Origin of the sequence: Lysobacter sp. GCM10012299, from assembly GCF_042649405.1 — a bacterium.
Lineage (GTDB): Bacteria > Pseudomonadota > Gammaproteobacteria > Xanthomonadales > Xanthomonadaceae > Lysobacter_J.
Map to the genome: position 1 here is coordinate 1 of NZ_JBHRZC010000011.1, position 24,234 is coordinate 24,234.

The following is a 24,234-nucleotide window of genomic DNA, read 5'->3' on the forward strand; positions in this document are numbered from 1 at the left end:
AAAGTGACCCGCCGCTTTAGTGGCGGAAGCTGTTGACGTTGCCTCGCAAGAACAAAGGCAAAGTCAAAATGGGTCCCGGCGTTCGCCGGGATGACGGCGTGACGACCACGCCCGGATGATCGCGGCAATTTCGCGCACGCCATCGGTCAGCGCCGCCGGCCCGGGCTGCAGGATGATCGGCGACTTGATCTCGTGCAGCTCGCCATCGCGCACCGCAGGGATCGCATCCCAGCCGGGCCTCGCCGCGACCTTCTCCGGACGGAACTTCTTGCCACACCACGAGCCGAGGATGATGTCCGGCGCACGACGCACCACCTCGCCCGCATCCTCCAGGATGCGCTGCTTCGCCAACGACTCCACCGCGCGTTCGGGAAAGATGTCGTCGCCACCGGCAATGCGCACCAGCTCCGCAACCCAGCGGATGCCGGTGATCGGTGGCTCGTCCCACTCCTCGAAGTAGACCCTCGGCCGGCGCGGCAACGTTGCGGCCTCGGCGGCGATTGCGTCGATCCCGCGCTGCAGTTCGTCGGCATAGGCGTTGGCACGATCAGTCGCGCCCACCAGTGCACCGAGCCGGCGGACGTAGTCGATGATGCCTTCGATGCTGCGGTGGTTGCTGATCCAGACCTCGACGCCATGGCGTATCAGCTCTCCGGCGATCTCGGCCTGGATGTCGGAGAAGCCGATGACGAAGTCCGGCTTAAGCTTGAGGATCTCGCCGATCTTGGCGCTGGTGAATGCGCTGACCTTGGGCTTCTCCCGGCGCGCGATCGCCGGGCGCACGGTGAAACCGCTGATGCCGACGATGCGGTCCTGCTCACCCAGCGCGTACAGCGTCTCGGTCGGCTCCTCGGTGAGGCAGACGATGCGCTGCGGCCCCACGGCCTTGCCCGCCGACGTCACGGATAGAGCATCCGCTTGTGCCACTCGCCGGCACGGTCGAGTTCGTAACTCTGCCGCTCGTGCAGGCGGAAGTTCGCGCCGTACCAGAACTCGATCAGTGAAGGCCGCACGCGCAGCCCGGTCCAGCGCGGCGGGCGCGGCACTTCACGGCCTTCGAAACGTTTGTCGGCCTCGGCCAGGCGCTGTTCGAACGTCTCGCGCGCATCCAGCGTCTCCGACTGCTTCGACGCCCAGGCGCCGAGCTGGCTGCCGCGTGGCCGCAGGGCGAAATAGGCGTCGGCCTCGTCGTCGTTGACGATCTCGACCGGCCCTTCGATGCGCACCTGCACGCCTTCGCGCACGCGCGGCCAGTGGAACAGCAACGCCGCGTGCGGGTTGGCCTGCAACTCGCGGCCCTTGCGTCCGTCCAGGTGCGTGTAGAAGACGAAGCCGCGCGCGTCGTGCGCCTTCAGCAGCACGGTGCGCACGGACGGTCGCGCATCCAGGCCGGCGGTGGCCAGGTACATCGCGGTCGGGTCGGGTTCGCCGGCGACGCCGGCCTCGGCGAACAGTTGGGCGAAGGTGTCGAGGGCTTCGTCGAGCAGGAAGGGGGTATCCATTGCGCTATTGTGGGCCGATGTCGCCACGGCTGCATCCCTCCGCGAATCCGCCCGCAGTGGCGCCTCCCGGCTTCGCCGCCGGGCTGGTCGAACAGGTGCTCGACGACGCCCTCGCACACGGCAGCCGCATCCATGCGATCGCCGGCCTTCAGGGCTCGGGCAAGTCGACGCTGGCGGCCCAGGTCGCCGCCCTGGCGCGCGTGCGCGGCCTGCGCGTGGCCGTGCTGTCGATCGACGACTTTTATTTCGGCCGGCGCCAACGCCTGCAACTCGGCCGCCAGGTGCACCCGTTGCTGGCCACGCGCGGGCCGCCCGGCACCCACGACGTCGCCCTCGCCTGCTCGACGCTGGATGCCTTGCATGAAGGCCGCCCGGTGCGGCTGCCGCACTTCGACAAGCTCGCCGACACGCGCTTGCCACCGTCGCGTTGGCCATGGGCGCGCGAAATCGAATTGACCCTGTTCGACGGCTGGTTCCTGAAGACGCCGGCACAGACCGCGGCGGAGCTGCGTGAGCCGATCAACACCGTCGAGCGCGACGAAGACCCCGACGGTCGCTGGCGCCGCCACTGCAACCAGGCATTGGCCCAGGACTACCCGGCTCTGTGGTCGCGGCTGGACCGCATGCTGTTCCTGCAGCCGCCGGGCTTCGAAACGGTGCCGCAGTGGCGCTGGCAGCAGGAACAGACGGCACTGCGGGCGCGCGCGCACCGACCGGGCGCGGGTCGCGCAATGGACGCAGCCGCGGTGCAACGTTTCGTGCAGTTGTTCGAGCGGGTCAGCCGACAGGCGCTGCTGCGGCTGCCCGATATCGCCGAATGGACGATTTCGCTGGATGCACGCCGCCAGCCGCTGACCGTATCCGGCCCGCGCTGATCGACATTCCAGGTACGCCGGACGTTACGCCGCATCCCGTCAAGATCACGCGAGCACGGCCGCCGCCGCGGCTGGCTACAATCGGCCGATGAACTCCGCCAGCAATCTCGTCCTCGTCGGCCCCATGGGCGCCGGCAAGTCATGCATCGGCCGCGCCCTCGCCGAGCGCTTCAGCCTGCGGCTGGTCGACGTCGACCACGAGATCGAGCTGCGCACCGGCGCCACCATCAGCACCATCTTCGAATGCGAGGGCGAGGCCGGCTTCCGCGCGCGTGAGCGCAGCATGCTTGCCGAGCTGCTTGCCGACGACGGCATCGTGCTCTCCACCGGTGGCGGCGCAGTAATCGATCCGGACAATCGCCGCCAGTTGCGCGAGCGTGGTTTCGTCGTCCACCTGCACGTCAGCGTCGAGCGGCAGATCGAACGCCTCGCCAGCGACCGCAGCAGGCCGCTGCTGGCACGCGGCGATCGCGAGCAGGTGCTGCACGCCCTGGCCGCCGAACGCGAACCGTTGTACGCGCAGGTCGCCGACCTGCGCTTCGACACCAACCACTACACCGCCACCGAAGTCGCCTCGCGACTCGCGCAGGAACTGCTGCAATCCGATTGGCAGCCGCAGGCTCCTGCACGCGTCGACACCGGCTTGCAGCGCGCGCACAGCAAGGAACCGTCATGAGCACGATGCGCACCGTCCGGGTCGAAGGCGAATCGCTGTACGACATCAGCATCGGCCCCGGCCTGCTGGGCGACCCCATTCGCATCAGCCATGTGCTGCGGGGGCGGCATGCGCTGATCGTCAGCGACGCCAACGTCGCACCGCTGTACGCCGATCGCGTCGAACAGACCGTGCGCAGCGCGCGACCCGGCATCGAAGTGGCGCGATTCGTGATGCCGGCCGGTGAGCAGGAGAAGACACTGGCGCGCTTCTGCGAGTGCCTGGACGCACTGGCCCGGCTCGGCGCCACGCGCGACGCCGCGGTGGTCGCCCTCGGCGGTGGCGTGATCGGCGACCTCGCCGGATTCGCCGCTGCCTGCTGGATGCGCGGCATCGACGTCATACAGATGCCGACGACGCTGCTGTCGATGGTGGATTCGTCGGTCGGCGGCAAGACCGGCGTCGACCTGCCCGCAGGCAAGAACCTGGCCGGCGCGTTCCATGCGCCGCGTGCGGTCATCGCCGACACCGCGGTGCTGCGCACACTGCCGCCCCGCGAACTCAGCGCCGGCCTGGCCGAAGTGGTGAAGTACGGCGCGGTCTTCGGTGCCGATTTCCTCGGCTGGCTCGAGTCGCACGCATCGGCATTGCTCGCCGGCGACGACGTGGCGCTGACCGAGGCGATCGCGCGCTGCTGCCTGTACAAGGCGGAAGTGGTATCGCGCGATCCCTACGAGCACGGCGAGCGCGCCCTGCTCAACTTCGGCCACACCTTCGGCCATGCGATCGAGGCCGAACAGGGCTATGCAGGCGCTGGAACCGATTCGCTCAACCATGGCGAGGCGGTTGCCGTCGGCATGGTCCTGGCGGCACGGCTGTCGACCGCGCTGGGTCGCGCCCCGGCCGCCGACGCGCAACGCCTGCAGGCGCTGCTGCAGCGTCTCGGCCTGCCGACCGAGATCCCGCCCGGCCTCGACCCGCAGGCACTGCTGTCACGCATGCGCCTGGACAAGAAGGCCGAAGCCGGTGGCCTGCGCTTCATCCTCTGGGACCACGCCGGCCTGGCCAGCGTGGTCCGCGGCGTCCCCGACGAACGCGTCCTCGACGTCCTCCGCCGCCCGTAGCCCGGGTAAGCAACGCGCACCCGGGAAAGCGACCGCCTCCCGTACAATCCCGCCCATGCGCCTGCTACTGCAACAACGGCCCGATGGCCGCGAAGCGCCGCGCTTCGTGCAACTGATGCTGCAGCCCGACCTCCTCGGCGGCTGGACACTGGTGCGCGAAACGGGGCAGATCGGCGGCAAGAGCACCTTGCGGCGCGAGCAGTTCCTCGACCAGGCCAGTGCCCTGGAAGCGCTGGAGCTGGCCCGCGACCAGCAGCTCAAGCGCGGCTTCCAGCTGATGTTCGTACAGGGCGCCGACGCCCCGAAGTAGCCCTTTGCCGCAACAGTCCGGTGCGCAGGCACCGTCGAGGGGGTCGCCAGCCGGGGGCCTCCAGCGGCGATAATGCCGCCCCGCGTTCCTGTCCGACCCGACCGGACCACGCGTCCCCGAACCATGCGCCCCCGCGCCGAAGGATCCACGATGACCGCTGCCGCCACGCCCCCCAAGAACGACCGATTCCTGCGCGCCCTGCGCCGCGAGCCGGTCGACGCGACCCCGGTGTGGCTGATGCGCCAGGCCGGTCGCTACCTGCCGGAGTACCGCGCCACCCGCGCCGCCGCCGGCAGCTTCCTGGCGATGGCCAAGAACCCGGAGCTGGCCTGCGAGGTCACCCTGCAGCCGCTGCGCCGATTCCCGCTGGACGCGGCGATCCTGTTCTCCGACATCCTGACCGTGCCCGACGCGATGGGCCTGGGCCTGTACTTCGTCGAGGGCGAGGGCCCGAAGTTCGAGCGCCCGATCCGCAGCCACGACGACATTGCCCGACTCGCCGTGCCCGACATGGACCGCGAGCTGCGCTACGTCACCGACGCGGTGCGCACGATCCGTCGCGAACTCGACAACTCGGTGCCGCTGATCGGCTTTTCCGGCAGCCCGTGGACGCTGGCCTGCTACATGGTCGAAGGCGGCGGCAGCGACAACTATTCGAAGGTGAAGTCGCTCGCGCTCAACGACCCGGCGGCGATGCACAAGCTGCTCGACGTGGTCACAGACTCGGTGATCGCCTACCTCGACGCGCAGCGCCAGGCCGGCGCGCAGGCGCTGCAGGTGTTCGACACCTGGGGCGGCGTGCTGTCGCCGTCGATGTACCGCGAGTTCTCGCTGCGCTACCTCAAGCGCATCGCCCAGGAGCTGCCGCGCGGTGAGGAGAAGACGCCTCTGATCCTGTTCGGCAAGGGCAATGGCGCCTACCTCGAAGAGCTGGCCGCGAGCGGCACCGAAGCCGTCGGCGTCGACTGGACGGTGGAACTGGGCGACGCCGCGCGCCGCACCGGCGGCAAGGTCGCGCTGCAGGGCAACCTCGACCCGGTCACGCTGTACGCGCAGCCCGATGCGATCCGCCGCGAAGTCGGCCGCGCACTGGATGACTACGCCGCCGGCAATGGCGGTTCACGCGAAGGCCACGTCTTCAACCTCGGCCACGGCATGTCGCCGGACATGAGTCCCGACCACGTCGCCGCGCTGGTGGCGGCGGTGCACGAGCTGAGCGCGCGCTAGGGCAAGGTGAACTTGCGCGTCGAGCGCAACGGCCAGACCGACGTGAAGCGCGCACCGCCGACCAGGCGGTACGCGCTGGAAACGCCCTTCGTCAGGCCCAGGCGCTCCAGGACGTCCTTGGCGCGCCGAAACGAATGTTTGGGATCAGCGGTCACCATGAACAGGTTGATCTCGTTCTTGCTGACGTCATAGCCGTCGAGCTGCGCGCTGTCGCCCAATGCCTGCTTCAGCTCCGCCTCGATCGTCGCGAGGAAGGCTTCGTCTTCCAGCGACTTGCGCCAGAACTTTATGACCAGCTGGTAATCCATCCCGCGATTGTAGGCCAATCGCGGGAGCGAGGACCCGCCACCGGGCGGGCCCTCGCCGAGTCGAAGCATCCGGTTCAGCGCATCACCACACTTCGCAGCGATCCGCCTCCGGCCGGACCATCGGCGCATCGGCCTTGCACTGGAATGCCTGGCGGAACTCCGGCAGGTTCGACAGTGGCCCGTTGACGCGGTACTTGGCGACCGGATGCGGGTCGCCCTGGATCATCGTGCGCTGGGTCTCCATGCGCGTCTCGTCGCCGCGCCACTGCCCCCACGCGATGAAGAACTGCTGCTCGGGCGTGAAACCGTCGATGGTCGGTTCCGGGCCCTTGCCTTCGCGCGACTTCAGGTAGCCGCGGTAGGCCAGCTTGGCGCCTGCCAGGTCGCCGATGGATTCGCCCAGCACCAGCTTGCCGTTGTGGTGCACACCCGGCTCGATGAAGTAGCCCTCGAACTGGTTGACCACGCACTGGCCCTTCGCCTGGAACTGCTTGTTGTCCGCGGGCGTCCACCAGTTGGCCAACCTGCCCTGCGCGTCGAACTGTGCGCCCTGGTCGTCGAAGCCGTGGCTGATTTCGTGGCCGATGACCACGCCTATCGCGCCATAGTTGACGGCGTCGGTGGCATTCACGTCGAACGCCGGCGGCTGCAGGATGCCGGCCGGAAACACGATCTCGTTCTGCGAGGGGTTGTAGTACGCGTTCGAGGTTGGCGGCGTCATGCCCCAGCGACTGCGATCGGTCGGCTTGCCGACCTGGCTGCGGTTGTCGGCAACGTTCCATCGCGAGGCCGCGACGAGGTTGTCCCAGGCCGAATCACGCGAGACGGCCACGCCCTTGTAGTCCTTGAACTTGTCCGGATAGCCCAGCTTCGGGAAGAACGTGGCGCGCTTCTCCAGTGCCTTCTTCTTGGTCGCCTCGTCCATCCAGTCCAGGCCGCGGATGGTGTCGTCCATCGCCGCCAGGATGTTCTTCACCATGTCCTGCATGCGCGCCTTGGCTTCCGGCGGGAAGTACTTCTCCACGTACTTCTGGCCGAGCGCTTCGCCGAGCTGGTTGTCGGTGGATTCGGCGCAGCGCTTCCAGCGCGGCTTGATCTCGGTGGCGCCGGTCAGGAACTTGCCGTTGAAGGCGAAGTTCTCCTCGACGAACGGCTGCGACAGCGAGTCCGCGGCGGTGTTGAGCACGTGCCACTGCAGGTAGGCCTTCCACTGCGGCAGCGGCGTCGTCGCCAGTTCCGCCTGCACCTGCTGCAGGAACTTCGGCTGTGTCACGTTGACCGCATTGCGTGGCATGCCCGCCGCATCGAAGTACCGGTTCCAGTCGAAGCCAGGGGTGAGTTTGCCCAGGTCGGCGAACGCGGTGGGATTGTCCAGCAACTTGGGATCACGCAGCTGCACGTTGTCGAACGAGGCCTGCGCCAGCCGCTTCTCGAAAGCGAAGACGGTGTCGGCATTCTGCTTCGCCTGTGCGGCCGGCACGCCCGCCAGCTCGAACATCTTCGCGACGTGGACCAGGTACTGCGCGCGCGCATCGACGAAACGCTGCTCGGGCTTGAGGTAATAGTCGCGGTCGGGCATGCCCAGGCCGCCGGCATAGATGTGGGCGACGGTCCTGGACGGTTCGTGCAGGTCTTCACCGGCATAGACGATGAAGGGTACGGAGACGCCGACGTCGTGCAGCTTGCCGATCATGGCTTGCAGGCCGGCCGTGTCCTTGATCGCGCCGACTTCGGCCAGCCAGGGCTGCACCGGTTTGCTGCCGAGCGCATTGACGCGCGACTCGTCCATGCACGCGGCGTAGTAGTCGCCGGCGAGCTGGCCGGCACTGCCCTGGGGCCAGTCCGTGCGCGCGGACAGCTCGGTGAGGATGTCGCGCACGTGCTCCTTGTTGACCTCGCCCGACTGCCAGCGCCGGCTCCAGCGATCCATGTAGTTGGGGATCGGGTTCTGTTGCCGCCACGCGCCATTGGCGTAGTCGAAGAAATCGGTGCATGCATCGCCGTTGCGATTCATGTCCTCGGGATGGATGCCGTGCACCGCGCCGGCCGACGCGGTGGTGGCGAACGCTAACAAAGCGACGAGCGGAAGGCTGGACCTGACCACGGCAACGCCCCTTGCTGGGATGGTGGCCGCCACTATAGCCGCAGGGTCGCGCCCTACCCGGGCCGGAAGTACTGCCCCGTCACTGCCTGCCGGCCCCCGCCGCCGCATCCCTGTGGGTGAGGAACAGGCGCAGGTCGAACTCCAGCTGGTGGTAGTCGGGCGCCATGTGCGTGCACAGCTGGTAGAAGGCCTTGTTGTGCTCGGCCTCCTTCAGGTGCGCCAGCTCGTGCACCACGATCATCTTCAGGAACTCGGCGGGCGCATCGCGGAACACGGTGGCAATGCGGATCTCGCGACTGGCCTTGAGCTTGCCACCGTGCACCCGCGAGATCGCGGTATGGGTGCCGAGCGCATGCTTCATCACCTGCAGCTTGCTGTCGTAGACCACCTTGCCCAGCGGCACCGATTTGCGCAGGTGGCGGTCCTTGAGCGCCTGCACGTACTCGTAAAGCTGGCCATCGCTGCGGACGGCATGGGCCTGGCTGTACTTGTCGGCGAGCAAGGCACCCAGCCGATCCTGTCCGATCAGCTCGCGCACCCGCGCCTGCACGTGAGGCGGGTAACCGGCGAGGTACTTCAGATCGTCCATTTCGGGCTGGTCACGGGGCGGGGGCAGCGGGCACGGGAGCTATAATGGGCCGGAAATTCCCGGCAAGACAGACTTCAGGCAAGAGACGGCGACATGGCAAAGGCGAATCCGCTTCAGGAACAACTGCTCAAGGCGGGCCTGGTCAAGAAGTCCAAGGTGGCCGAGGTGGCGCGCGAGCAGAACAAGGCCCGCCACGCCAAGACGCCATCCGGGCCGGGTGAGATCCAGCTGGAAGCGGAACGGGCACGGGCCGAGAAGGCCGAGCGCGACCGCGCACTGGCGGCCGAGCGCAAGGCACAGGCACGCATCGCCGAGCTGCGCGCCCAGGCGCGTCAGATCATCGAGGACAGGAAGGTGCCGCGCACGGGCGAGAGCGAGTACCGCTTCACCGTCGACGGCGCGATCCGCACGCTGCTGATCGATGCCGACCTGCGAAAGAAGCTGTCTTCCGGCGCACTCGTGATCGCACGCATCGACGATCGCTTCGAGCTGTTGCCGCGCGCCGCCGCCGACAAGGTGCGCGAGCGCGACGCTGCAATGATCGTGCTCGACCATGGACAGGAGGCTGGCACTGAGCCTGCCGTCGCAACGTCCGAAGACGATGCGTATTACGCGCAGTTCAAGGTGCCCGACGACCTGATCTGGTGATCAAGCCCTGACCCGGGATCGCGCGCCACCCCGGGTGCGGCCTGCGGCCTTACCCGGGCTACGCTGGCTGGCTTGATCAGATCGGATCTTCCAGCGACCTTGCCAGCTCCGTGAACAGTTTCGGTCCGGCCTCGGTCATGTACCAGCAGTCTTCCAGGCGGATGCCGAACTCGCCGGGAATATAGAGTCCAGGTTCGTCGGAGAAGCACATGCCGGGCGCCAAAGGCGTCGTGTCGCCATGCACGAGATAAGGCGGCTCGTGGCCGTCCAGGCCGATGCCGTGGCCGGTGCGATGCGGCAGGCCGGGCAGCCGGTATCCGGGACCCCAGCCTTCTTTTTCGTAATACCCGCGCACGGCGTCGTCGATGGCGCCCACCGGCGTGCCCAGCTTTGCGGTGGCCAGCGCAATCTCCTGTCCGCGCTTGACCGTGTCCCAGACCTTCCGCTGTTTCGCGGTCGGCTGGCCCACGACCCAGGTGCGCGAGATGTCCGACTGGTAGCCATGCACCGTGCAACCAACGTCCATCAACACGACCGAGCCTTCGCGCACGGTCTGCGGTTGCTTGGACCCGTGCGGATAAGCGCTGGCCTCATTGAGCAACACGAGGGCGAACCCTGGTTCGCCACCCAGTGCCACCGTGGCGGCATCGGTCATGGCGGCGATTTCGTCGGGGCGCATGCCGGGACGGACGTTGCCATGGACGTGGCGCAGCGCCGCCAGCGTGACATTGCTGGCGACCTGCATCAGCGCGAGTTCGGCCGGTGACTTGATCAGCCGCACGGCTTTCACCAGCGCGTCGCCGGACACGATGCGGTAGGCGCCGGCGCTCGCGTCGCGCACACCATCGACGATGAACATACGCGTCGTGGCTTCGAACGCAATCGGGCCGGAGGTAACACCGCGATCACGAAGGGCACCGACCAGAAGCGCGAAGGGACTCTCATGCTCATTCCACGGCCGCACGTCGCCGCCCACCGCCAGGGTTTCGCGGACCGAGGGCACTTCGAAGGCCGGGGTCACGACGACGACTTCGCCACGGGCCGGAATGACCGCGGCAGTCGTACGCTCGGAGCGATGCCATTGGATGCCGGTGAAGTAGTCCAGGCTGGAGCCGGACTCCAGGATCAGCGCGCCAATCTTCTGCTCAACCAGCAGCCGTTGCAGCTTGGCTATCCGCGCCAGGCGCTCCTCGACGGAGATGGGTTTGGCGCCGGTCGTGAGGGAGGTCAGCCCGGCCACGCCGGTGGGCGCGCCGGCGGGTGCAGCCTGGGCCGTCCGGCCGGACAGAACGAACGGAATGGACGCAGCGCCCGTGGCGGCTACAGCGGTGAGGAAGTCGCGACGACGCATTGGAAGCTCCGGACCGATATCGTTCGGAAGCGGACGTTAGCACCCATCCGGTCCGGCCTCTAATGGACCTCTAATGGGCCCCGGCCCTGGAGCGCCAGACACCAGGACTGACCCCTGTGCTTTGGCGGAAAGTACGAGCCAGGTGGCTCTGGTCGGCGAATCCGCAGGCTTGTGCAATGTCAGCCAGGGAGTCGTCCCCATCGCGCATCAGGTCCATCGCCTGTTCAACCCGGCGCATCAGCAGCCATCGATGCGGTGTTACTCCCATGCTCTGCTTGAACAGAGGCAGGAAGCGCGAAGGCGAGAGGCCGCACGCAGCAGCCAGTTCGGCCAACCCGATGCCGGTGCTGAGGTTGGACCGCATCAGTTCGGTGGCGCGTCGCTGCTGCCACGGCGCCAGGCCACCGGCGGGCTTTGGCCTGCGTGCCGGCGCACCGTAAGTGGCCACCAGGTGGTTTCGCAAGGCGAGCAGTACATGATCGACGAAGAGTTGGTTCGTTTGCTGCTGCGCGCGCAGCGCAGGTAGCAGGCTCATCCCAAGCGCCCGAACCACTGGATCATCGAGGTAGCCGTCTCCGCTGGCCAGTCCGCGGATGCGACCGCATCCCAGTTCCAGTGCCACCTCTTCAAGCGCTGCTCGAGGGATGTAGAACTGCAGGGAATGGAACGGTTCTGCGAGGTGGCAAACCGGGTCGCGTTCAAGCTCCCTGAAAGCGACCGTACCTTGGGCAAATCCGCCTGCCGGAATCGGACGACCGTCGAGCCAGAATTCGTGATGGCGCATCGGGCGCAACTGCAACCCGATCAGATAGGCCTCGCTCCGCGGTATCGGCAGGGTCATGCCGAAGTCGTCTTCGTCGAAGCGGATTTCCGTGACAGCCAGCGTCTCGTGCGCGGCTGTCGTCGCTGTCAGGCGCAGCGGTTCTGGTTGCCGGAATGCCCGGCCCAGGTTCCGGCCATAAGCCCCGCCACTTTGAAGGCGCATCTGCATGCCCTCGTCCGGCATGTGCGGCTGCACGGCGGGAACGTAGCACCGGGGCCCGTTGCAGTCACGTGATGAAAAGGCGCCTCGCAGGACAGCGATTTTCTACCGGCGACAGTGAAAACATCCAAGCCAGGATGTCCTTGTGCGCGCATTGTCAGGGCCCACAACTCGTGCAGGGACTTGATCATGAAACGCTCTGTCCAGAATCGATTCGGACTCTGGCGGGTCGGGGTTGGCGCGGCGCTGGTGGTCGGCATGATCCAGCTCGGGCTGGCCCAGTCGGAGCCACCCACCGCAGCTGACAAGGCATCGCCCCAGGACCTGGTTGACGCGTTGCATGCGGCTTTCGGCCAGCATCACGATCGCGCGGTGCACACCAAGGGGGTAATGGCCGAAGGAACCTTCGCGCCATCGAAGGAAGCACAGGCCTACACCATGGCCCCCATATTCGCCGGTGGCGAACTTCCCGTCGTCGCCCGCTTCTCGTTGTTCGCCGGCGTTCCGGACATCCCGGACACCGCCGCTGCGGCGCCGCCCACCGGGTTGGCGCTGAAGATCCAGGCAAGGGATGGAAGCAGCTACGATTTCGCGAGCGACCAGCACAACGGCTTCATCGTCGCCACCAGTGGCGAGTTTGCGCAGTTCCTGCGAGCCGTCGGCGAAACCAGGCCCGATACCCCCCACCCGACACCGGTCGAAACGTTCCTCGCTGCACACCCGGAGGCCAAGGCGTTCCTGGACAGCCTCACTTCGCCCGCCTCTTACGCCACGGCCACCTTCTTTGGCATCAATTCGTTCAAGTGGACCAACGCCGCAGGCAAGTCCCATTTCGTGCGCTACCGGTATGTGCCGCGGGCCGGCGAGCATTACCTCACTCCCGATCAGCTCAAGGCGCAGGGAGCGGACTATCTGCAACAGGAGCTCGTGACGAGACTGGCAAAAGGCCCGGTGATCTTCGACTGGTACGCGCAGATTGCCGAGTCCGGCGACCGCATCGAGGATCCTTCGAAGACCTGGCCGGAAAGTCGCAAGCTGGTGAAGCTGGGCACCTTCACACTCAATCGGCGCCCCGCCGATATCGCTGCCGCCAACAAGGCCTATACGGTGCTGCCCGGTCAGCCACATCCGGGCATTGAGGCCGCCGACCCGATGCTGCTGTTGCGTAACCGCGCCTATCCCATCTCGTTCGGCGAGCGGCAATAGCCAGGCCACCGGTCGATCGCCGTTCCGCCGGAAGACGACACATGCACTCCGCCACCTCCCTCGATCCCGCGGCCTTCGTCGACGCGCTCAATGCCGTTTTCGGGCCACAGAACGGCAACCGGGCCTCGCATGCCAAGGGCCTGTTCCTGGAAGGCGACTTCGAGGCCAACGGCCGGGCCGCAGCGATCACACGCGCCCCCCACCTTGAAACTGCCAGGCGCAGTCGCGTGCTGGCCCGCTTCTCGGTCGGCGGCGGAAATCCGAGGGCCAGTGACAAGGCACGCAGCGTGCGCGGACTGGCGCTGCGCTTCGATTTTGGCGAGGGGTCAACCGACCTGGTGATGATGTCGGCGCCGGTATTCTTCATCAGACACCCTGCGCATTTCGTCGACTACTTCGAGGCGCGTCGCCCTGACGCTGCCACTGGCCTGGTCGATCCCGAGCGCATCGCGGCTTTCAATGCATCCCATCCAGACACACGGCCGCACATTGAACACCTGGCGTCAGTCGCACCGCCCGCCAGCTATGCCACCTCCCCATACTTCGCCATTCATGCTTTCCGCTTCATCGACAAAGGCGACCAGACCGTTCATGCACGCTGGCACATGGAGCCCTTGGCCGGACGCAAAAGCCTGGACGAGACTGGGTTGTCGACGCTGCCGGACGACTTCCTAGCCGAGGAGCTGGCCACGCGGCTCTCGATGGGTCCGGTGGAGTTCGAACTGTGGTTGCAGATCGCCGAAGACGGTGACGCGCTCGACGACCCGACTGTGACTTGGCCGATGGACCGCGCGCAGTTGAACGTAGGCCGGCTTCGGCTCACTGCGTTCGTCCATCCATCGCAGGACGTGATGTTCAACCCCATGGCACTGGTCGACGGAATCGAGGCTTCCAATGATCCAGTGCTGCGTGCACGCCTGGCCGCCTATCGCGTCTCCCGGGAACGGCGTACATGATTCGGACGCCCGGGGCAGTTCTCTACTTCGGCAGGTTCGAACGAATCAGGTCCGCGGTTTCAGTCATTTGCCTGGCAGACACCTGGACCCGCTGGCGACGCTGTGGATCCCCGCTGGGATCGTGCAAGGTGCCCCTTTCCCGTCCGGCGCCATCGAACGTCGCCAGTTGGGGCGGGCCTATGCCCCAGTCGCTGCCCTTCTGCCTGGGCACGACGTGAAAGTGGAAATGCGGCGTTTCCTGTCCGCTATAGACCCCGTTGTTCTGGAACGTAAGTATTCCGAGCGGCCGGTAGGTCTTGACCAGTGCTTCCGCGACCCGCTTTGCCGCGAACAGAATGGTCTCGCATTCCTGATCGGAAAGATCGAGGAGCGTCGCGACGTGCCTGCGCGTGATGACGCAACACTGGCCCAGTTCGAACTGCCATGGATTGAGCACGGTCAGTGTGTGTTCGCTTTCGTCGATGATCGCCCATCGTTCCTCGCGACCTGCCATGCCTTCGCAGAAGTCGCATGGGTCCCTTATCGGAAGTTCGATCATTTGCCTACTGTTCCTGCTCCAGCGCAGCGCGCTGCTCGCGACTGATGACCTCCGGCTCGCGCAACGGACGACCGCTGGCATCAAAGAAGGGGGTGTCACGATCGCCGCGCAGGCGGGCACCGATCATGCCGCCCAGGATGCCCAACCCGCCCGTGATGAACCCGAGCGGTGTGGCGTTGACTGGCGCGGTTGCCGACTTGGTGTTGATCACTACCCGACCGGCCGGCCCGAACGCCTGGCTCACCGCCTCCGGCGCTGCATCGAAGCAGGCGGTCACGAGGCCCACGTAGGGCATCTTCGCATCGCGCGAAGTATTGCCCAGCGGTGTGCGACAGCAGGACGCGTACCAGCGCAGCAGCCCCTTTGGGCTGAGCGACATGCAGGCGATGTTCTCGAAGCCCTCCGTGAAGCGCACGCGTGCCGGTGATGTGGCGACGACGTCGGTGCCGCCGCTTGCATCCAGCACGCCCGGCTTGCCGAGGAAGCGCGCATAGGCACGGCAGTCCTTGCAGTAGCACGTCGCGCGCGTGTAGGCGCGGCGCGTGTCCATCTCGCCCTTCACCGCTCCGCAGCTACATCGCAATTGCATCGTCATGCCTGTTCCCTCCATGAAATCACTCGTCATGCGTTGAATGCGGCTTCGATCTCGCTGACGCTGACGGGCTTGTGCAGCACCTCGTCGAACCCCCGCGCAAGCAAGTCTTCCGTCTGTTCCCTTTGTGCCGATGCAGTGTAGGCCACGATCCGAAGCGGGCCCTTCTGCTCTTCACGCATGGTCCGGCACACATCAAGCCCGCCGTAGCCCGGCAGCCCGCCGATCAGCGCGGCATCGATCCGCTCTTCCCTGAAGCATGCCAGGGCGGATGCCGCATCCGGGAAATCCTTCGCCTCCCAGCCCATGTGCTCGAGCACCGTCCGCGCGAGCTTCCGGCTGGCCAGGTCGTCATCCACGATCAGGACGTGTGGCATCTCCCGCTATCTCCCTTAGCGTTCGAACCCGGCGACTTTAGCACTTGGCCCTGCAAGGGCGCCCGCAGCCCGGGCGCCTTCCCGGCAGGCTCCGGGGCGGTATCACTTGCTGACCGGCTGGGCCTCCGGGAAGGTCCACTTGCCATTGAGGATTTCGGCACGGGGGCGATAGAGCCGCACGAGGTAGTTCCATCCGGCCGTGGTGGGCAGGCAGTTCGGCACCTTGCCGTCGCACCCGCCGAACTGCACATCGACCGAGCCGTCGTCGTTGTGCTTCGCGGTGATGTTGTTGATCGTGTAGGCGTTCTGCGGATTGGCCTCGTAATAGCCCTTGGCGTTGTAGACGCTGATCGACCAGAAGCCGTCGACCGGCACATTGCCGACGTGCAGCTTGTAGACGGTCTTGCCATCGTTCTGCTTCGGCGTCGCGTTGAGGTACATCGCGTCCTTGTCGGGATTTCCGCCCCAGGCCGCAGCCGAATTCACCAGGCGACGCACCGGGTCGACGTCGGCCTTGGTACCGAAAGACTTGCGTGTGTCGGGCAGGCCGGATGCCAGCGCCAGGAGTGCGTCACGCACTTGCTTCTGCGTTACCGGATCCCACTTCGGCGACTCGAATGTCCCAGGCGCGGCCTGTTCGACCTTGATCGCATCCTGCAGGGCATGGGCCTGCTTCATGTCGTCGGGGTTGTTCGGGTCGGCGAGCGTGCGCACACCTATCAGGATGTATCGCGTACCAATCTTGTCCTTGCTCAGCACATGCTTGCCGGAGGTGTAGGTCACCAGCGGTGTGTATTGGTCTTCGTTGATCACCTGCATCGACATGAATCGCTTGCCCGAATCGGGCAGCGTGACCGTCACCGGTCCCGCATCCAGGTCGAACACCGCGGCGGAGTAAAGCGTGTCCCGGTTCATGCGGATGACGGTCTGCTTGTCGAGCGGCGTCAGCTCGCGCCGATGGAAGAACTTGCCGGTTCCGCCGGCCTCCTTGACCGCGTTGGAGATGTAGAGATCCGATTCGGCGCGAACGAAGTTGTCGACGTTGACCGGCACCGTGCCCGGCTCGGATGCCTGCGGCGTGGCAGCCGGTTCCGAGGCAGTCGCCTGCGAGGCGGCCTCCGGCTTCGCCGGGCTGACCTCTGCCGACGGAGTGGGCTCGGCCTGGCGTTGGCATGCGGTGGCCAGCACGATCATCACGGCAGCGGTCAGCAATCTCATGGCGTCAGTTCCTCGGTGGAATCAACGCCTTCTGCGGCAACCGCGGTGAAATCTCCGTGAGCGCCGGCGGTGAACCCGGGTGCGCTTCGCTTACCCGGGCTACGTTATGCGTGAGCGGCGGCGGGGAACCCGGGTGCGCTTTGCTTACCCGGGCTACGTTCCGGGCGGCGTAGCCCGGGTAAGCGCAGCGCACCCGGGGGCAAGCGCTACCGCCGCGGCACACCTTCGAGCAGGCCCGCCAGCATCGCGCCCGTCACCGGCTTGCGCAGGAAGCCATGGAAACCGGCCGCGGTGGCCTGCGGTTCGGCATCGGCATCGGCACGCGCGGTGATCGCAAGCAACGGTCGGCTGAAGCCCTGCGCGCGCAGTTGCTCGGCGAGCGCCAGGCCGTCCATGCCCGGCAGGTCCAGGTCGAGCAGCGCCGCGTCGAACGATGCGGTGGCGGCCTCGGTCAGCGCCGACAAGCCATGCGCGGCATGCGTCACCCGGTGTCCCTGCGCACGCAACAGGCCGGTGATGACTTCGGCGACGGTCGGGTCGTCTTCGACCAGCAGCAACGACAGCGGTCCACCACGCGATGCCAGCAGCGCATCGCCGGCGTCGTGCGCGGCCGGTGCCGCAGCTTCGGCGAGCGGAAGCTCGACGATGAAGCGCGCGCCCTCGCCCGGCGTGCTCTCGACATGGATGCTGCCGCCCATGGCCTCGGCCAGCTCCTGGCAGATCGCCAGGCCCAGGCCGCTACCGCCGTAGCGCGCCGCGGTGCGCATGCCCTCGGCCTGCTCGAAGCGGCGGAACAGGCGTGCCAGCTGCTCTTCGCTGATGCCCGGGCCAGTGTCGGCGACCTCGATGCGCACGCCCTGTGGCGACAGCGCGGACACGCGCACCGATACCGAACCCTTCTCGGTGAACTTGATGGCATTGCCGAGCAGGTTGAGCAGGATCTGGCAGACGCGGTTGGCGTCGCCGCGCAATCCCGACGGTGCCGCAGGGTCGATGTCGGTGCTGAAGGCCAGGCCGCGCTGCCGCGCCAGCGGCGCCATCAGCGAAGCGGCTTCATCAACCACGTCGCGCAAGGCAAACGGCGCATCGGCCAGGTCGAGCTTGCCCGATTCGATGCGTGCCAGGTCCAGTGCATCGTTCACCAGGCGCAACAGGTGGCGCCCGGCGCGACGGATCGCATCGACGTAGCCGCGCTGGCGCGGGTCGAGCTGCGTGTCCATCAGCAGCTCGCTCATGCCCAGCACGCCGGTCATCGGCGTGCGCACTTCGTGGCCGAGCGTGGCGAGGAACTGGGTCTTGGCCAGCGAGGCCTGCTTGGCAAGTTCCCGCTCCTGCTGCGCGAGCTGCCAGTCGTGCCTGCGCTTGAGGCGGCGCCGGTAGGCGTCGGCCATCCACCAGCCGAGCAGTGCCGCCAGGCCGACAAACCCGGCGATCGCCGCCCAGGTCTGCCACCACGGTGCGGCCACGGCGAAGGTGATCGTCTGCGCCCGTGACCAGATGTTGTCCGCCGTGCGCGCCGCCACCTGCAGCTCATAGTTGCCCGGCTTGAGCTGGGAGAACACGCGCTCGCCAACCGAGCCGACTTCGACCCAGGCATTGTCGTAGCCCGCCAGGCGGAACCGGTATGCGTGGTTGCGTGCATCGTTGAACGACAGCAGACGGGCGACGATGCGCAGGTCGCGGTCGTCGTGGTGGATCTCGAACGGTCGCGTGGGGAAGAACGAGATCCGCCGGTCGCTGCGGCGTGCATCGATACTCTCGATCACCAGGTGCGGTGCCTGCGTGTTCGGCCGCACCGTCGCCGGGTCGAACAGCACCAGGCCCTCGGGACTGCCGACCAGGATCTTGCCGTCGCGCGGACTGGCCACCGGCGCGATGTCGAACTCCTGGCTCGGCAATCCGTCGCGCACGCCGTACACGCGCACCGCGCGCCGCTGCGGATCCACGCGCGTCAGGCCGCGCACGCTCGACATCCAGACGATGCCGGCCGCGTCCACGCTCAGACCACCCGCGGCGACCAGCGGCAGGCCGTCGTCGGTGCCCATGCGCCATTCGCGCTGCAGCGTCGAACCGGCCCAGCGGTAGGCCTCCAGTTCGCCCAGGCGCGCCAGCCAGACCTGGCCGCGCGAATCGCTGGCGAAACCATGCACGCGGCCCTGGCCTGCACCGGGGATCGGTTCGAAGCGGTGCTTGCCTGCGTTCCACCGCGACATGCCTTCGCTGCCGGCCAGCCAAAGTGCGCCGTCCGGCCCGAGCCCGGCCTGTTCGATGAACACGTCATGGGCCAGGCCGATGTCCTGCCCAGGCACGATGGTTTCGCGGATGCGACCGTCGGGCGAACGCACCTGCATCACACCGTCTTCGGTGATCAGCCAGACCAGGCCGTCACGCGTCTGGACCAGCTTGCTCTCGCCAGCGGGCGCCGGATCGCTCGCGTCGTCCGCGCTCCAGCGACGCAGGTGGTGCGACCCCGCTTCGATGCGCGCAAGGCCGCCGACGTAGCTCACCCAGACCGTGCCGGTGCGATCCTCCAGCACGCTCGACAGGATGTAACCGTCACCGACGTCGCGCACGACATGGGTGATGGCCCCGCTGTCGGGGTCGAGCCGGTCGAGCACGCCACCGCTGCCCACCAGCCACATCGAACCATCCGCCGACGGCGCGATGCCGCGGACGTGCGCGTTGGCCAGCGAGGTGGCGTCGTCGATACGGCGCGACATCACCGCGAACTGGCGCCAGTTCGCCGGCAGGTACCACAGACCGTTGCTGCTGCTGGCGAACCACAGGCCGCCTTCGCGGTCCTGGTAGGCGCCCACCCAGCCGGGACGCACGAGGCCCTGCGCGGTGCCGCTGTAAAGCGGGACCACGCTGAGCTTGCCGTTCTCGTCGCGACCCAATCCTTGTGGAATGTCGAACCAGTACATGCCGCTTCGGTCGCGCAGCAGCACGTGCAGGATCGAGTCCTTCATGCCCGCATCCGCCCACGGCGTCGCCGACACGCTGCCATCGACGCGTCGCACGCCGACGCCGCGCGGCGTTGCGAACCAGAGCGTGCCGTCGGCCTCGGCGGTGATGCCGTTTACCAGCGGCGAACTCAGCGCGGTCGGCGGCAGGCGCTCGAAATCGCGGCCGGTCCAGCGCGCCACACCGCCCTTGGTGCCGGCCCAGAGGTCGCCATCGGGCGCGACCACGAGCTGCCCGACCTCGGCATCGGGCAGGCTGCGCGGATCGCCCGCGCGCGGCATGAAGCGGGTCACCTTGCCGTCGCCATCGAGGCGATGCAGGCCACCGAACGAGGTGCCGAACCAGATCGCGCCGTCGGGCGTGGAGGTCACCGCCCAGACGGTGTCGCTGCCGATCTGCGGTGTGTTGGCGCGGTTGTAGTAGCGGAACTTCTTGCGGTCGGTGTCGAGCATCGCCAGTCCGGCCTGGCTGGTGCCGATCCAGACGCGATTGCGCGCGTCGACATGGACGGCCCAGACGAAGTTGTCGCGCAGGCCGTGTTCGGCGCGCCAGATGCGGAATCCGATGCCGTCGTAGCGTGCCAGTCCATCGCTGGTCGCGATCCACAGGTAGCCGTTGTGGTCTTCGGTGATGCCGTTGATGCGGTTGGACGGCAGGCCGTCGGCGACGGTGATCTGTCGCGGCCGCGGGGTTTCCGGGACGCCGGCGTGGGCCGACCAGAGCGCCGCGGCTGCGAGCCACACCACAACGACCCACCTGGCGATCACTCGTGTCCGCATTTCCCCAACCCGGCTTCCTGTCCCCGCCGCTAGGCTGGTCGAAGCGCCGAGGCGACGCAAGCCCATGGCGGTGGCCCGACGCCTGCAACGATCCGTTGCGGCCATCCACGGACCCGTTCACCTGCCTGCGCCTAGAATCGCTGCCTTGGAATCTTGTCCTCCTGAAGCCCCGGGATCGCCCATGAGCCCCAGACCGACGCCACGAACCCGTTGCACCCGCGTGTTCGTCCTGCTGGCCATGGCACCGGCGCTGGCCATGGCGGCGCCGCCGGAGACCTGGTCGTTCGACCCGGTGCACACCCGCGTGCTGTTCGCGGTGGAGCATGCCGGCTTCTCGCACGCGCTGGGCACCGTATCGGGCAGCACTGGCACGCTGGTGTTCGACCGCGATGACTGGAAGTCGGCGCGGCTCGACGTCCAGGTACCGTTGCAACGGCTCGACCTGGGCGATGCCAAATGGAACAAGGCCGTGCTCGCGGCCAACCTGCTCGACGGCGATCGCTATCCGATGGCGCACTTCGTTTCCGCCACGGTCGAGCCGGTGGATGCGGACCATGCCAAGGTCTGCGGCGAGTTGACCCTGCGCGGCGTCAGCAAGCCGCTGTGCATGGACGTGACGCTCAATGCGGTCAAACGCCATCCGCTGCCGCCGTTCCGGCGCACTGCCGGGTTTTCCGCCACGGCCAGCCTCAGCCGCGCGGATTTCGGCATGAACGCCTGGAAGAACGTCATCGGTGATCGCGTCGATTTGCGCATCGAGGCCGAGGCCCTGCGCGATCGTGGCGCCGGTGAACCGGCCAATGACGCCGCGCCGCCAGCCGACGAGGCGCAGCCGAGCTCCGAGCCAGGCACGGAGCCGACGAGCACGCAACCGACAAGCACCGAGCCGACGCCCGACCAGCCGACCACGGAACCCGCCACGGACACCACCCCATGACCTTCAAGAACACCGCCGACCGCTGGGGCCCCATCAGCCAGCTGCTGCATTGGCTGATCGTGCTGCTGATCCTCGGGCTGGGCGTGGTCGGCCTGGTCATGGTCGAGCTGCCGAAATCACCGCGTTACTTCTGGGTCTACGACCTGCACAAGTCGTTCGGCATCACCGTGCTCGCGCTGATGGTGCTGCGCCTGGTCTGGCGCATGATCGCCGGCGCGCCGCAGGCGGTGCCGGGCACGCCGGGCTGGCAGCACCGCATCGCCACGGTCACCCATGGCCTGCTGTACGTGCTGACGTTCGCCGTGCCGCTGTCGGGCTGGCTGTACGACTCGGTCAGCGGCCTGCGGCCGATGCGCTGGTTCGGCCTGTTCAAGATGCCCAAGATCGCCGCGCCCAGCCAGGAACTGCAGCCGTTGGTGCGTGACTGGCACGAGTGGCTGTTCTGGATCCTGATCGCGCTGGTGGCCGTGCATGCGGCGGCAGCGCTGTACCACCACCTGTTCCAGCACGACGCCACCTTGTCCCGCATGCTGCCGGGCCGGCGCCGCGCTCCCTCCCCCGCTTCGGAGATCCAGTGATGTTCAACAAGAAAACCCTGGCCGCGGTCGTGGTCGCGTCATTGTTGTCGGCCACGCCTGCATTGGCCGCCAACTACGTGCAGGCCGCAGGCTCAAGCCTGACCTTCGCCAGCAAGTACGAAGGCGAAGTGTTCACCGGCAAGTTCCCCGGCTTCGTCACCCGCTTCAGCTTCGACCCGGCGCAGCTGGCCACGGCCAAGCTCGACGTGTCCATTCCGCTGGCGTCGGCGACCACGGCCAACAGCGATCGCGACGATGCATTGAGGGGCGCTGACTTCTTCGCCTCGGGCAAGTTCCCGCAGGCGCGCTACACCGCGACGAAGTTCCGCAGCCTCGGCGGCAACCAGTACGCGGCCGATGGTTCGCTGAGCCTGCGCGGCGTCAGCAAGCCGGTGACGCTGACCTTCACCTGGACACCCGGCGCCAAGCCGGTGCTCGCCGGCAAGGCCACCATCAAGCGCATGGACTTCGGCGTCGGCGGCGGCGACTGGGCCGATACCGCGATGATCCCGAACGAAGTCGCGGTGAGCACCAAGGTCGTGTTCGACATCGCGAAGTAATTCGCGCCTTACGCCGGCTCGGCCAGGAATGCACGCAGCCGTTCGACATCGAACGGCCAGTCCAGCTCGATGCCGCGACCTTCGTCGCGCAGCACCGGCACGCGCACGCCATAGCGCAGCTCCAGACCGTCGTCGGCATCGATGAACACGCTCTCGAACTCGGGCACGCGCGCGATTGCCAGTACTTCCAGCGCCAGGTCGCACAGGTGGCAGTCGTCACGCTGGAACAGCGTCAACGCAGGTGCGGCGGCAGGTATTGAGTCGTGCAGGGAATGGGGCATCGAATCGCTCACGGTTCCGGGCATCGGCAATGCGGCAGGGTATGGCAGGGCGCACCTGCCAGGGCGCGTAGAATAGCCGGATTACCCGTTCGCATCCCGCCAGCGCGCCCCCGCCCGCGCAGCCAGCCTTCTCCGGAGTAGCACCACGTGGCCGTCAGCAGTTTCGACTTGTTCAAGATCGGCATCGGTCCGAGTTCGTCCCATACGGTCGGCCCGATGCGCGCGGCCGCGCGCTTCGTCCAGCGCTGGCTGGTCGAGGGTGGCAACGGCGACGGCAACGACCTGCAGCGCACCGCGCGCATCCGCGCCGAAGTCTTCGGCTCGCTGGCCCTCACCGGCCGCGGCCACGGCACCGACAAGGCGGTGCTGATGGGACTGGAAGGCCACCTGCCCAACCAGATCGACCCGGACATCATCGCGCCGGCGCTGGAGCGGATCCGCGGCAGCAAGCGCATCAACCTGCACGGCCAGCACGAGATCGGCTTCGACGAGAAGCACGACCTCATCATGAACAAGCGCCAGAAGCTGCCGTTCCACACCAACGGCATGCGCTTCACTGCGTTCGATGCCGACGGCAACGTGATCGCCACGCGCGATTACTACTCCGTCGGCGGCGGCTTCGTCGTCAACCAGGACGAGGCGGCCGAGGACCGCATCGTTGCCGACGATACCGAGCAGCCCTACCCGTTCCGTTCCGGCGACGAACTGCTGGCACGGGCGCGCGAGAGCGGCCTGAGCATCGCCCAGATGATGTACGCCAACGAGAAGGTCTGGCGCACGCCGGAAGAGATCGATGCTGGCCTCGACGAGATCTGGGAAGCGATGCAGGCCTGCGTCGGTCGCGGCATCCGCGCCCACGGCACCCTGCCCGGCGGCCTGCACGTGTCGCGCCGCGCGCCGACCCTGCACGCCGAGCTGACCTCGCGCCCGGAAGCGGCGATGCGCGACCCGCTGACCACGCTCGACTGGGTCAACCTGTACGCACTGGCCGTCAACGAAGAGAACGCCGCCGGTGGCCGCGTCGTCACCGCGCCGACCAACGGCGCCGCCGGCATCATTCCGTCGGTGCTGCACTACTACGACCGTTTCTGCCCGGGCGCGAACATCCAGGGCGTGCGCACGTTCCTGCTGACCGCCGCAGCCGTGGGCATCCTGTACAAGGAAAACGCCAGCATCTCCGGCGCCGAAGTCGGCTGCCAGGGCGAAGTCGGCGTGGCCTGCTCGATGGCCGCCGCCGGCCTCACCGCCGCGATCGGCGGCAGCTCCAGCCAGATCGAGAACGCCGCCGAGATCGGCATGGAACACAACCTCGGCCTGACCTGCGATCCGATCGGTGGCCTCGTCCAGATCCCGTGCATCGAGCGCAACGCGATGGGCGCGGTCAAGGCGATCAATGCCAGCCGCATGGCGATGCGTGGCGACGGCAAGCACAAGGTGAGCCTCGACAAGGTCATCAAGACCATGCGCGACACCGGCCGCGACATGCAGGACAAGTACAAGGAAACCTCGCGCGGCGGCCTCGCCGTCAACGTGATCGAGTGCTGACCCACCCCACTCATCACACACCGCCAAC

General features: G+C 67.3%; 25 protein-coding genes. 12 read left to right on the plus strand and 13 right to left on the minus strand.

The window, feature by feature from the left end; genetic code table 11:
- Positions 1 to 63: 63 nt before the first annotated feature.
- Together ACFOPO_RS18185 and pdxH are read right to left on the minus strand one after the other, a co-directional pair.
- The gene (locus ACFOPO_RS18185) at positions 64 to 882 is read right to left on the minus strand and encodes a cobalamin-binding protein (protein ID WP_386705129.1); all 819 of its coding nucleotides are present in this window, start codon (positions 880 to 882) and stop codon (positions 64 to 66) included.
- A gap of 17 nt (positions 883 to 899) precedes the next feature.
- Positions 900 to 1,502, minus strand: coding sequence for a pyridoxamine 5'-phosphate oxidase (gene pdxH / locus ACFOPO_RS18190; protein WP_386705090.1), 603 nt, complete (start codon positions 1,500 to 1,502; stop codon positions 900 to 902).
- A 17-nt stretch (positions 1,503 to 1,519) separates the two neighbouring features.
- Here pdxH and ACFOPO_RS18195 point away from each other — a divergent pair, with 17 nt between their 5' ends.
- The 5 genes from ACFOPO_RS18195 (at position 1,520) to hemE (ending at position 5,693) form a co-directional block, all read left to right on the plus strand.
- Positions 1,520 to 2,377: a kinase gene (locus tag ACFOPO_RS18195; protein ID WP_386705091.1), complete on the plus strand. Its 858-nt coding sequence runs from the start codon at positions 1,520 to 1,522 to the stop codon at positions 2,375 to 2,377.
- Positions 2,378 to 2,465: 88 nt separating this feature from the next.
- Entirely contained in the window at positions 2,466 to 3,053 is a 588-nt protein-coding gene (locus tag ACFOPO_RS18200; protein WP_386705092.1) for a shikimate kinase, read from the plus strand.
- Positions 3,050 to 4,156, plus strand: a complete 1,107-nt coding sequence (gene aroB / locus ACFOPO_RS18205; RefSeq protein ID WP_386705093.1) for a 3-dehydroquinate synthase — start codon at positions 3,050 to 3,052, stop codon at positions 4,154 to 4,156. The genes ACFOPO_RS18200 and aroB overlap by 4 nt, the downstream gene beginning before the upstream one ends.
- 55 nt (positions 4,157 to 4,211) lie before the next feature.
- A complete protein-coding gene (locus ACFOPO_RS18210) occupies positions 4,212 to 4,466 on the plus strand; it encodes a hypothetical protein (protein WP_386705094.1) in 255 nt (84 codons plus the stop codon).
- A gap of 150 nt (positions 4,467 to 4,616) precedes the next feature.
- Complete coding sequence (gene hemE, locus ACFOPO_RS18215; RefSeq protein ID WP_386705095.1) at positions 4,617 to 5,693, plus strand: uroporphyrinogen decarboxylase; 1,077 nt, start codon at positions 4,617 to 4,619, stop codon at positions 5,691 to 5,693.
- Here the strand turns inward: hemE and ACFOPO_RS18220 are convergent.
- From ACFOPO_RS18220 to ACFOPO_RS18230, 3 genes are all read right to left on the minus strand, one after another.
- Positions 5,690 to 6,001 (minus strand): hypothetical protein, encoded by a 312-nt coding sequence (locus ACFOPO_RS18220; protein WP_386705096.1) that lies wholly within the window; start codon positions 5,999 to 6,001, stop codon positions 5,690 to 5,692. The two genes, hemE and ACFOPO_RS18220, sit on opposite strands and share 4 nt — an antisense overlap.
- Before the next feature lie 82 nt (positions 6,002 to 6,083).
- Positions 6,084 to 8,105 carry a M13 family metallopeptidase gene (locus tag ACFOPO_RS18225; RefSeq protein WP_386705097.1) on the minus strand — a complete coding sequence of 674 codons (2,022 nt, stop codon included), beginning with the start codon at positions 8,103 to 8,105 and terminating at the stop codon, positions 6,084 to 6,086.
- A 79-nt stretch (positions 8,106 to 8,184) separates the two neighbouring features.
- Positions 8,185 to 8,694: a M48 family metallopeptidase gene (locus ACFOPO_RS18230; protein ID WP_386705098.1), complete on the minus strand. Its 510-nt coding sequence runs from the start codon at positions 8,692 to 8,694 to the stop codon at positions 8,185 to 8,187.
- 93 nt (positions 8,695 to 8,787) lie between these two features.
- Between ACFOPO_RS18230 and ACFOPO_RS18235 the strand changes: the two genes are divergently transcribed.
- Positions 8,788 to 9,342, plus strand: a complete 555-nt coding sequence (locus tag ACFOPO_RS18235) for a DUF2058 domain-containing protein (protein ID WP_386705099.1) — start codon at positions 8,788 to 8,790, stop codon at positions 9,340 to 9,342.
- Between the two features lie 76 nt (positions 9,343 to 9,418).
- Here the strand turns inward: ACFOPO_RS18235 and ACFOPO_RS18240 are convergent, their stop codons facing one another.
- On the minus strand, positions 9,419 to 10,693 hold the full coding sequence (locus ACFOPO_RS18240; RefSeq protein WP_386705100.1) for a M24 family metallopeptidase: 1,275 nt from the start codon (positions 10,691 to 10,693) through the stop codon (positions 9,419 to 9,421).
- 70 nt (positions 10,694 to 10,763) lie between these two features.
- On the minus strand, positions 10,764 to 11,684 hold the full coding sequence (locus ACFOPO_RS18245) for a helix-turn-helix transcriptional regulator (RefSeq protein ID WP_386705101.1): 921 nt from the start codon (positions 11,682 to 11,684) through the stop codon (positions 10,764 to 10,766).
- 180 nt (positions 11,685 to 11,864) lie between these two features.
- Between ACFOPO_RS18245 and ACFOPO_RS18250 the strand changes: the two genes are divergently transcribed.
- Together ACFOPO_RS18250 and ACFOPO_RS18255 are read left to right on the plus strand one after the other, a co-directional pair.
- Positions 11,865 to 12,881 (plus strand): catalase family peroxidase, encoded by a 1,017-nt coding sequence (locus tag ACFOPO_RS18250; protein ID WP_386705102.1) that lies wholly within the window; start codon positions 11,865 to 11,867, stop codon positions 12,879 to 12,881.
- Between the two features lie 41 nt (positions 12,882 to 12,922).
- Positions 12,923 to 13,837: a catalase family peroxidase gene (locus ACFOPO_RS18255; RefSeq protein ID WP_386705103.1), complete on the plus strand. Its 915-nt coding sequence runs from the start codon at positions 12,923 to 12,925 to the stop codon at positions 13,835 to 13,837.
- Positions 13,838 to 13,859: 22 nt separating this feature from the next.
- Here the strand turns inward: ACFOPO_RS18255 and ACFOPO_RS18260 are convergent, their stop codons facing one another.
- The 5 genes from ACFOPO_RS18260 to ACFOPO_RS18280 form a co-directional block, all read right to left on the minus strand.
- On the minus strand, positions 13,860 to 14,375 hold the full coding sequence (locus ACFOPO_RS18260; RefSeq protein ID WP_386705104.1) for an HIT family protein: 516 nt from the start codon (positions 14,373 to 14,375) through the stop codon (positions 13,860 to 13,862).
- Positions 14,376 to 14,379: 4 nt separating this feature from the next.
- A complete protein-coding gene (locus tag ACFOPO_RS18265; protein ID WP_386705105.1) occupies positions 14,380 to 15,000 on the minus strand; it encodes a DUF6151 family protein in 621 nt (206 codons plus the stop codon).
- The gene (locus tag ACFOPO_RS18270; RefSeq protein WP_386705106.1) at positions 14,997 to 15,344 is read right to left on the minus strand and encodes a response regulator; all 348 of its coding nucleotides are present in this window, start codon (positions 15,342 to 15,344) and stop codon (positions 14,997 to 14,999) included. The genes ACFOPO_RS18265 and ACFOPO_RS18270 overlap by 4 nt, the downstream gene beginning before the upstream one ends.
- Before the next feature lie 102 nt (positions 15,345 to 15,446).
- Positions 15,447 to 16,562, minus strand: coding sequence for a DUF1254 domain-containing protein (locus ACFOPO_RS18275; protein WP_386705107.1), 1,116 nt, complete (start codon positions 16,560 to 16,562; stop codon positions 15,447 to 15,449).
- Positions 16,563 to 16,768: 206 nt separating this feature from the next.
- Positions 16,769 to 20,305 carry an ATP-binding protein gene (locus ACFOPO_RS18280; protein WP_386705108.1) on the minus strand — a complete coding sequence of 1,179 codons (3,537 nt, stop codon included), beginning with the start codon at positions 20,303 to 20,305 and terminating at the stop codon, positions 16,769 to 16,771.
- A 181-nt stretch (positions 20,306 to 20,486) separates the two neighbouring features.
- Here ACFOPO_RS18280 and ACFOPO_RS18285 point away from each other — a divergent pair, with 181 nt between their 5' ends.
- The 3 genes from ACFOPO_RS18285 to ACFOPO_RS18295 are packed head-to-tail and all read left to right on the plus strand — an operon-like array spanning position 20,487 to position 22,380.
- Positions 20,487 to 21,242, plus strand: coding sequence for a YceI family protein (locus tag ACFOPO_RS18285; RefSeq protein ID WP_386705109.1), 756 nt, complete (start codon positions 20,487 to 20,489; stop codon positions 21,240 to 21,242).
- Complete coding sequence (locus ACFOPO_RS18290) at positions 21,239 to 21,820, plus strand: cytochrome b (RefSeq protein WP_386705110.1); 582 nt, start codon at positions 21,239 to 21,241, stop codon at positions 21,818 to 21,820. Before ACFOPO_RS18285 ends, ACFOPO_RS18290 begins: the two co-directional genes overlap by 4 nt.
- A complete protein-coding gene (locus tag ACFOPO_RS18295; protein WP_386705111.1) occupies positions 21,820 to 22,380 on the plus strand; it encodes a YceI family protein in 561 nt (186 codons plus the stop codon). Before ACFOPO_RS18290 ends, ACFOPO_RS18295 begins: the two co-directional genes overlap by 1 nt.
- Positions 22,381 to 22,388: 8 nt before the next feature.
- Here the strand turns inward: ACFOPO_RS18295 and ACFOPO_RS18300 are convergent, their stop codons facing one another.
- The gene (locus ACFOPO_RS18300; RefSeq protein ID WP_386705112.1) at positions 22,389 to 22,661 is read right to left on the minus strand and encodes a glutaredoxin family protein; all 273 of its coding nucleotides are present in this window, start codon (positions 22,659 to 22,661) and stop codon (positions 22,389 to 22,391) included.
- A 147-nt stretch (positions 22,662 to 22,808) separates the two neighbouring features.
- On the opposite strand from ACFOPO_RS18300, the gene ACFOPO_RS18305 reads away from it, so the two are divergent.
- Entirely contained in the window at positions 22,809 to 24,206 is a 1,398-nt protein-coding gene (locus tag ACFOPO_RS18305; protein WP_386705113.1) for an L-serine ammonia-lyase, read from the plus strand.
- Positions 24,207 to 24,234: the final 28 nt, after the last annotated feature.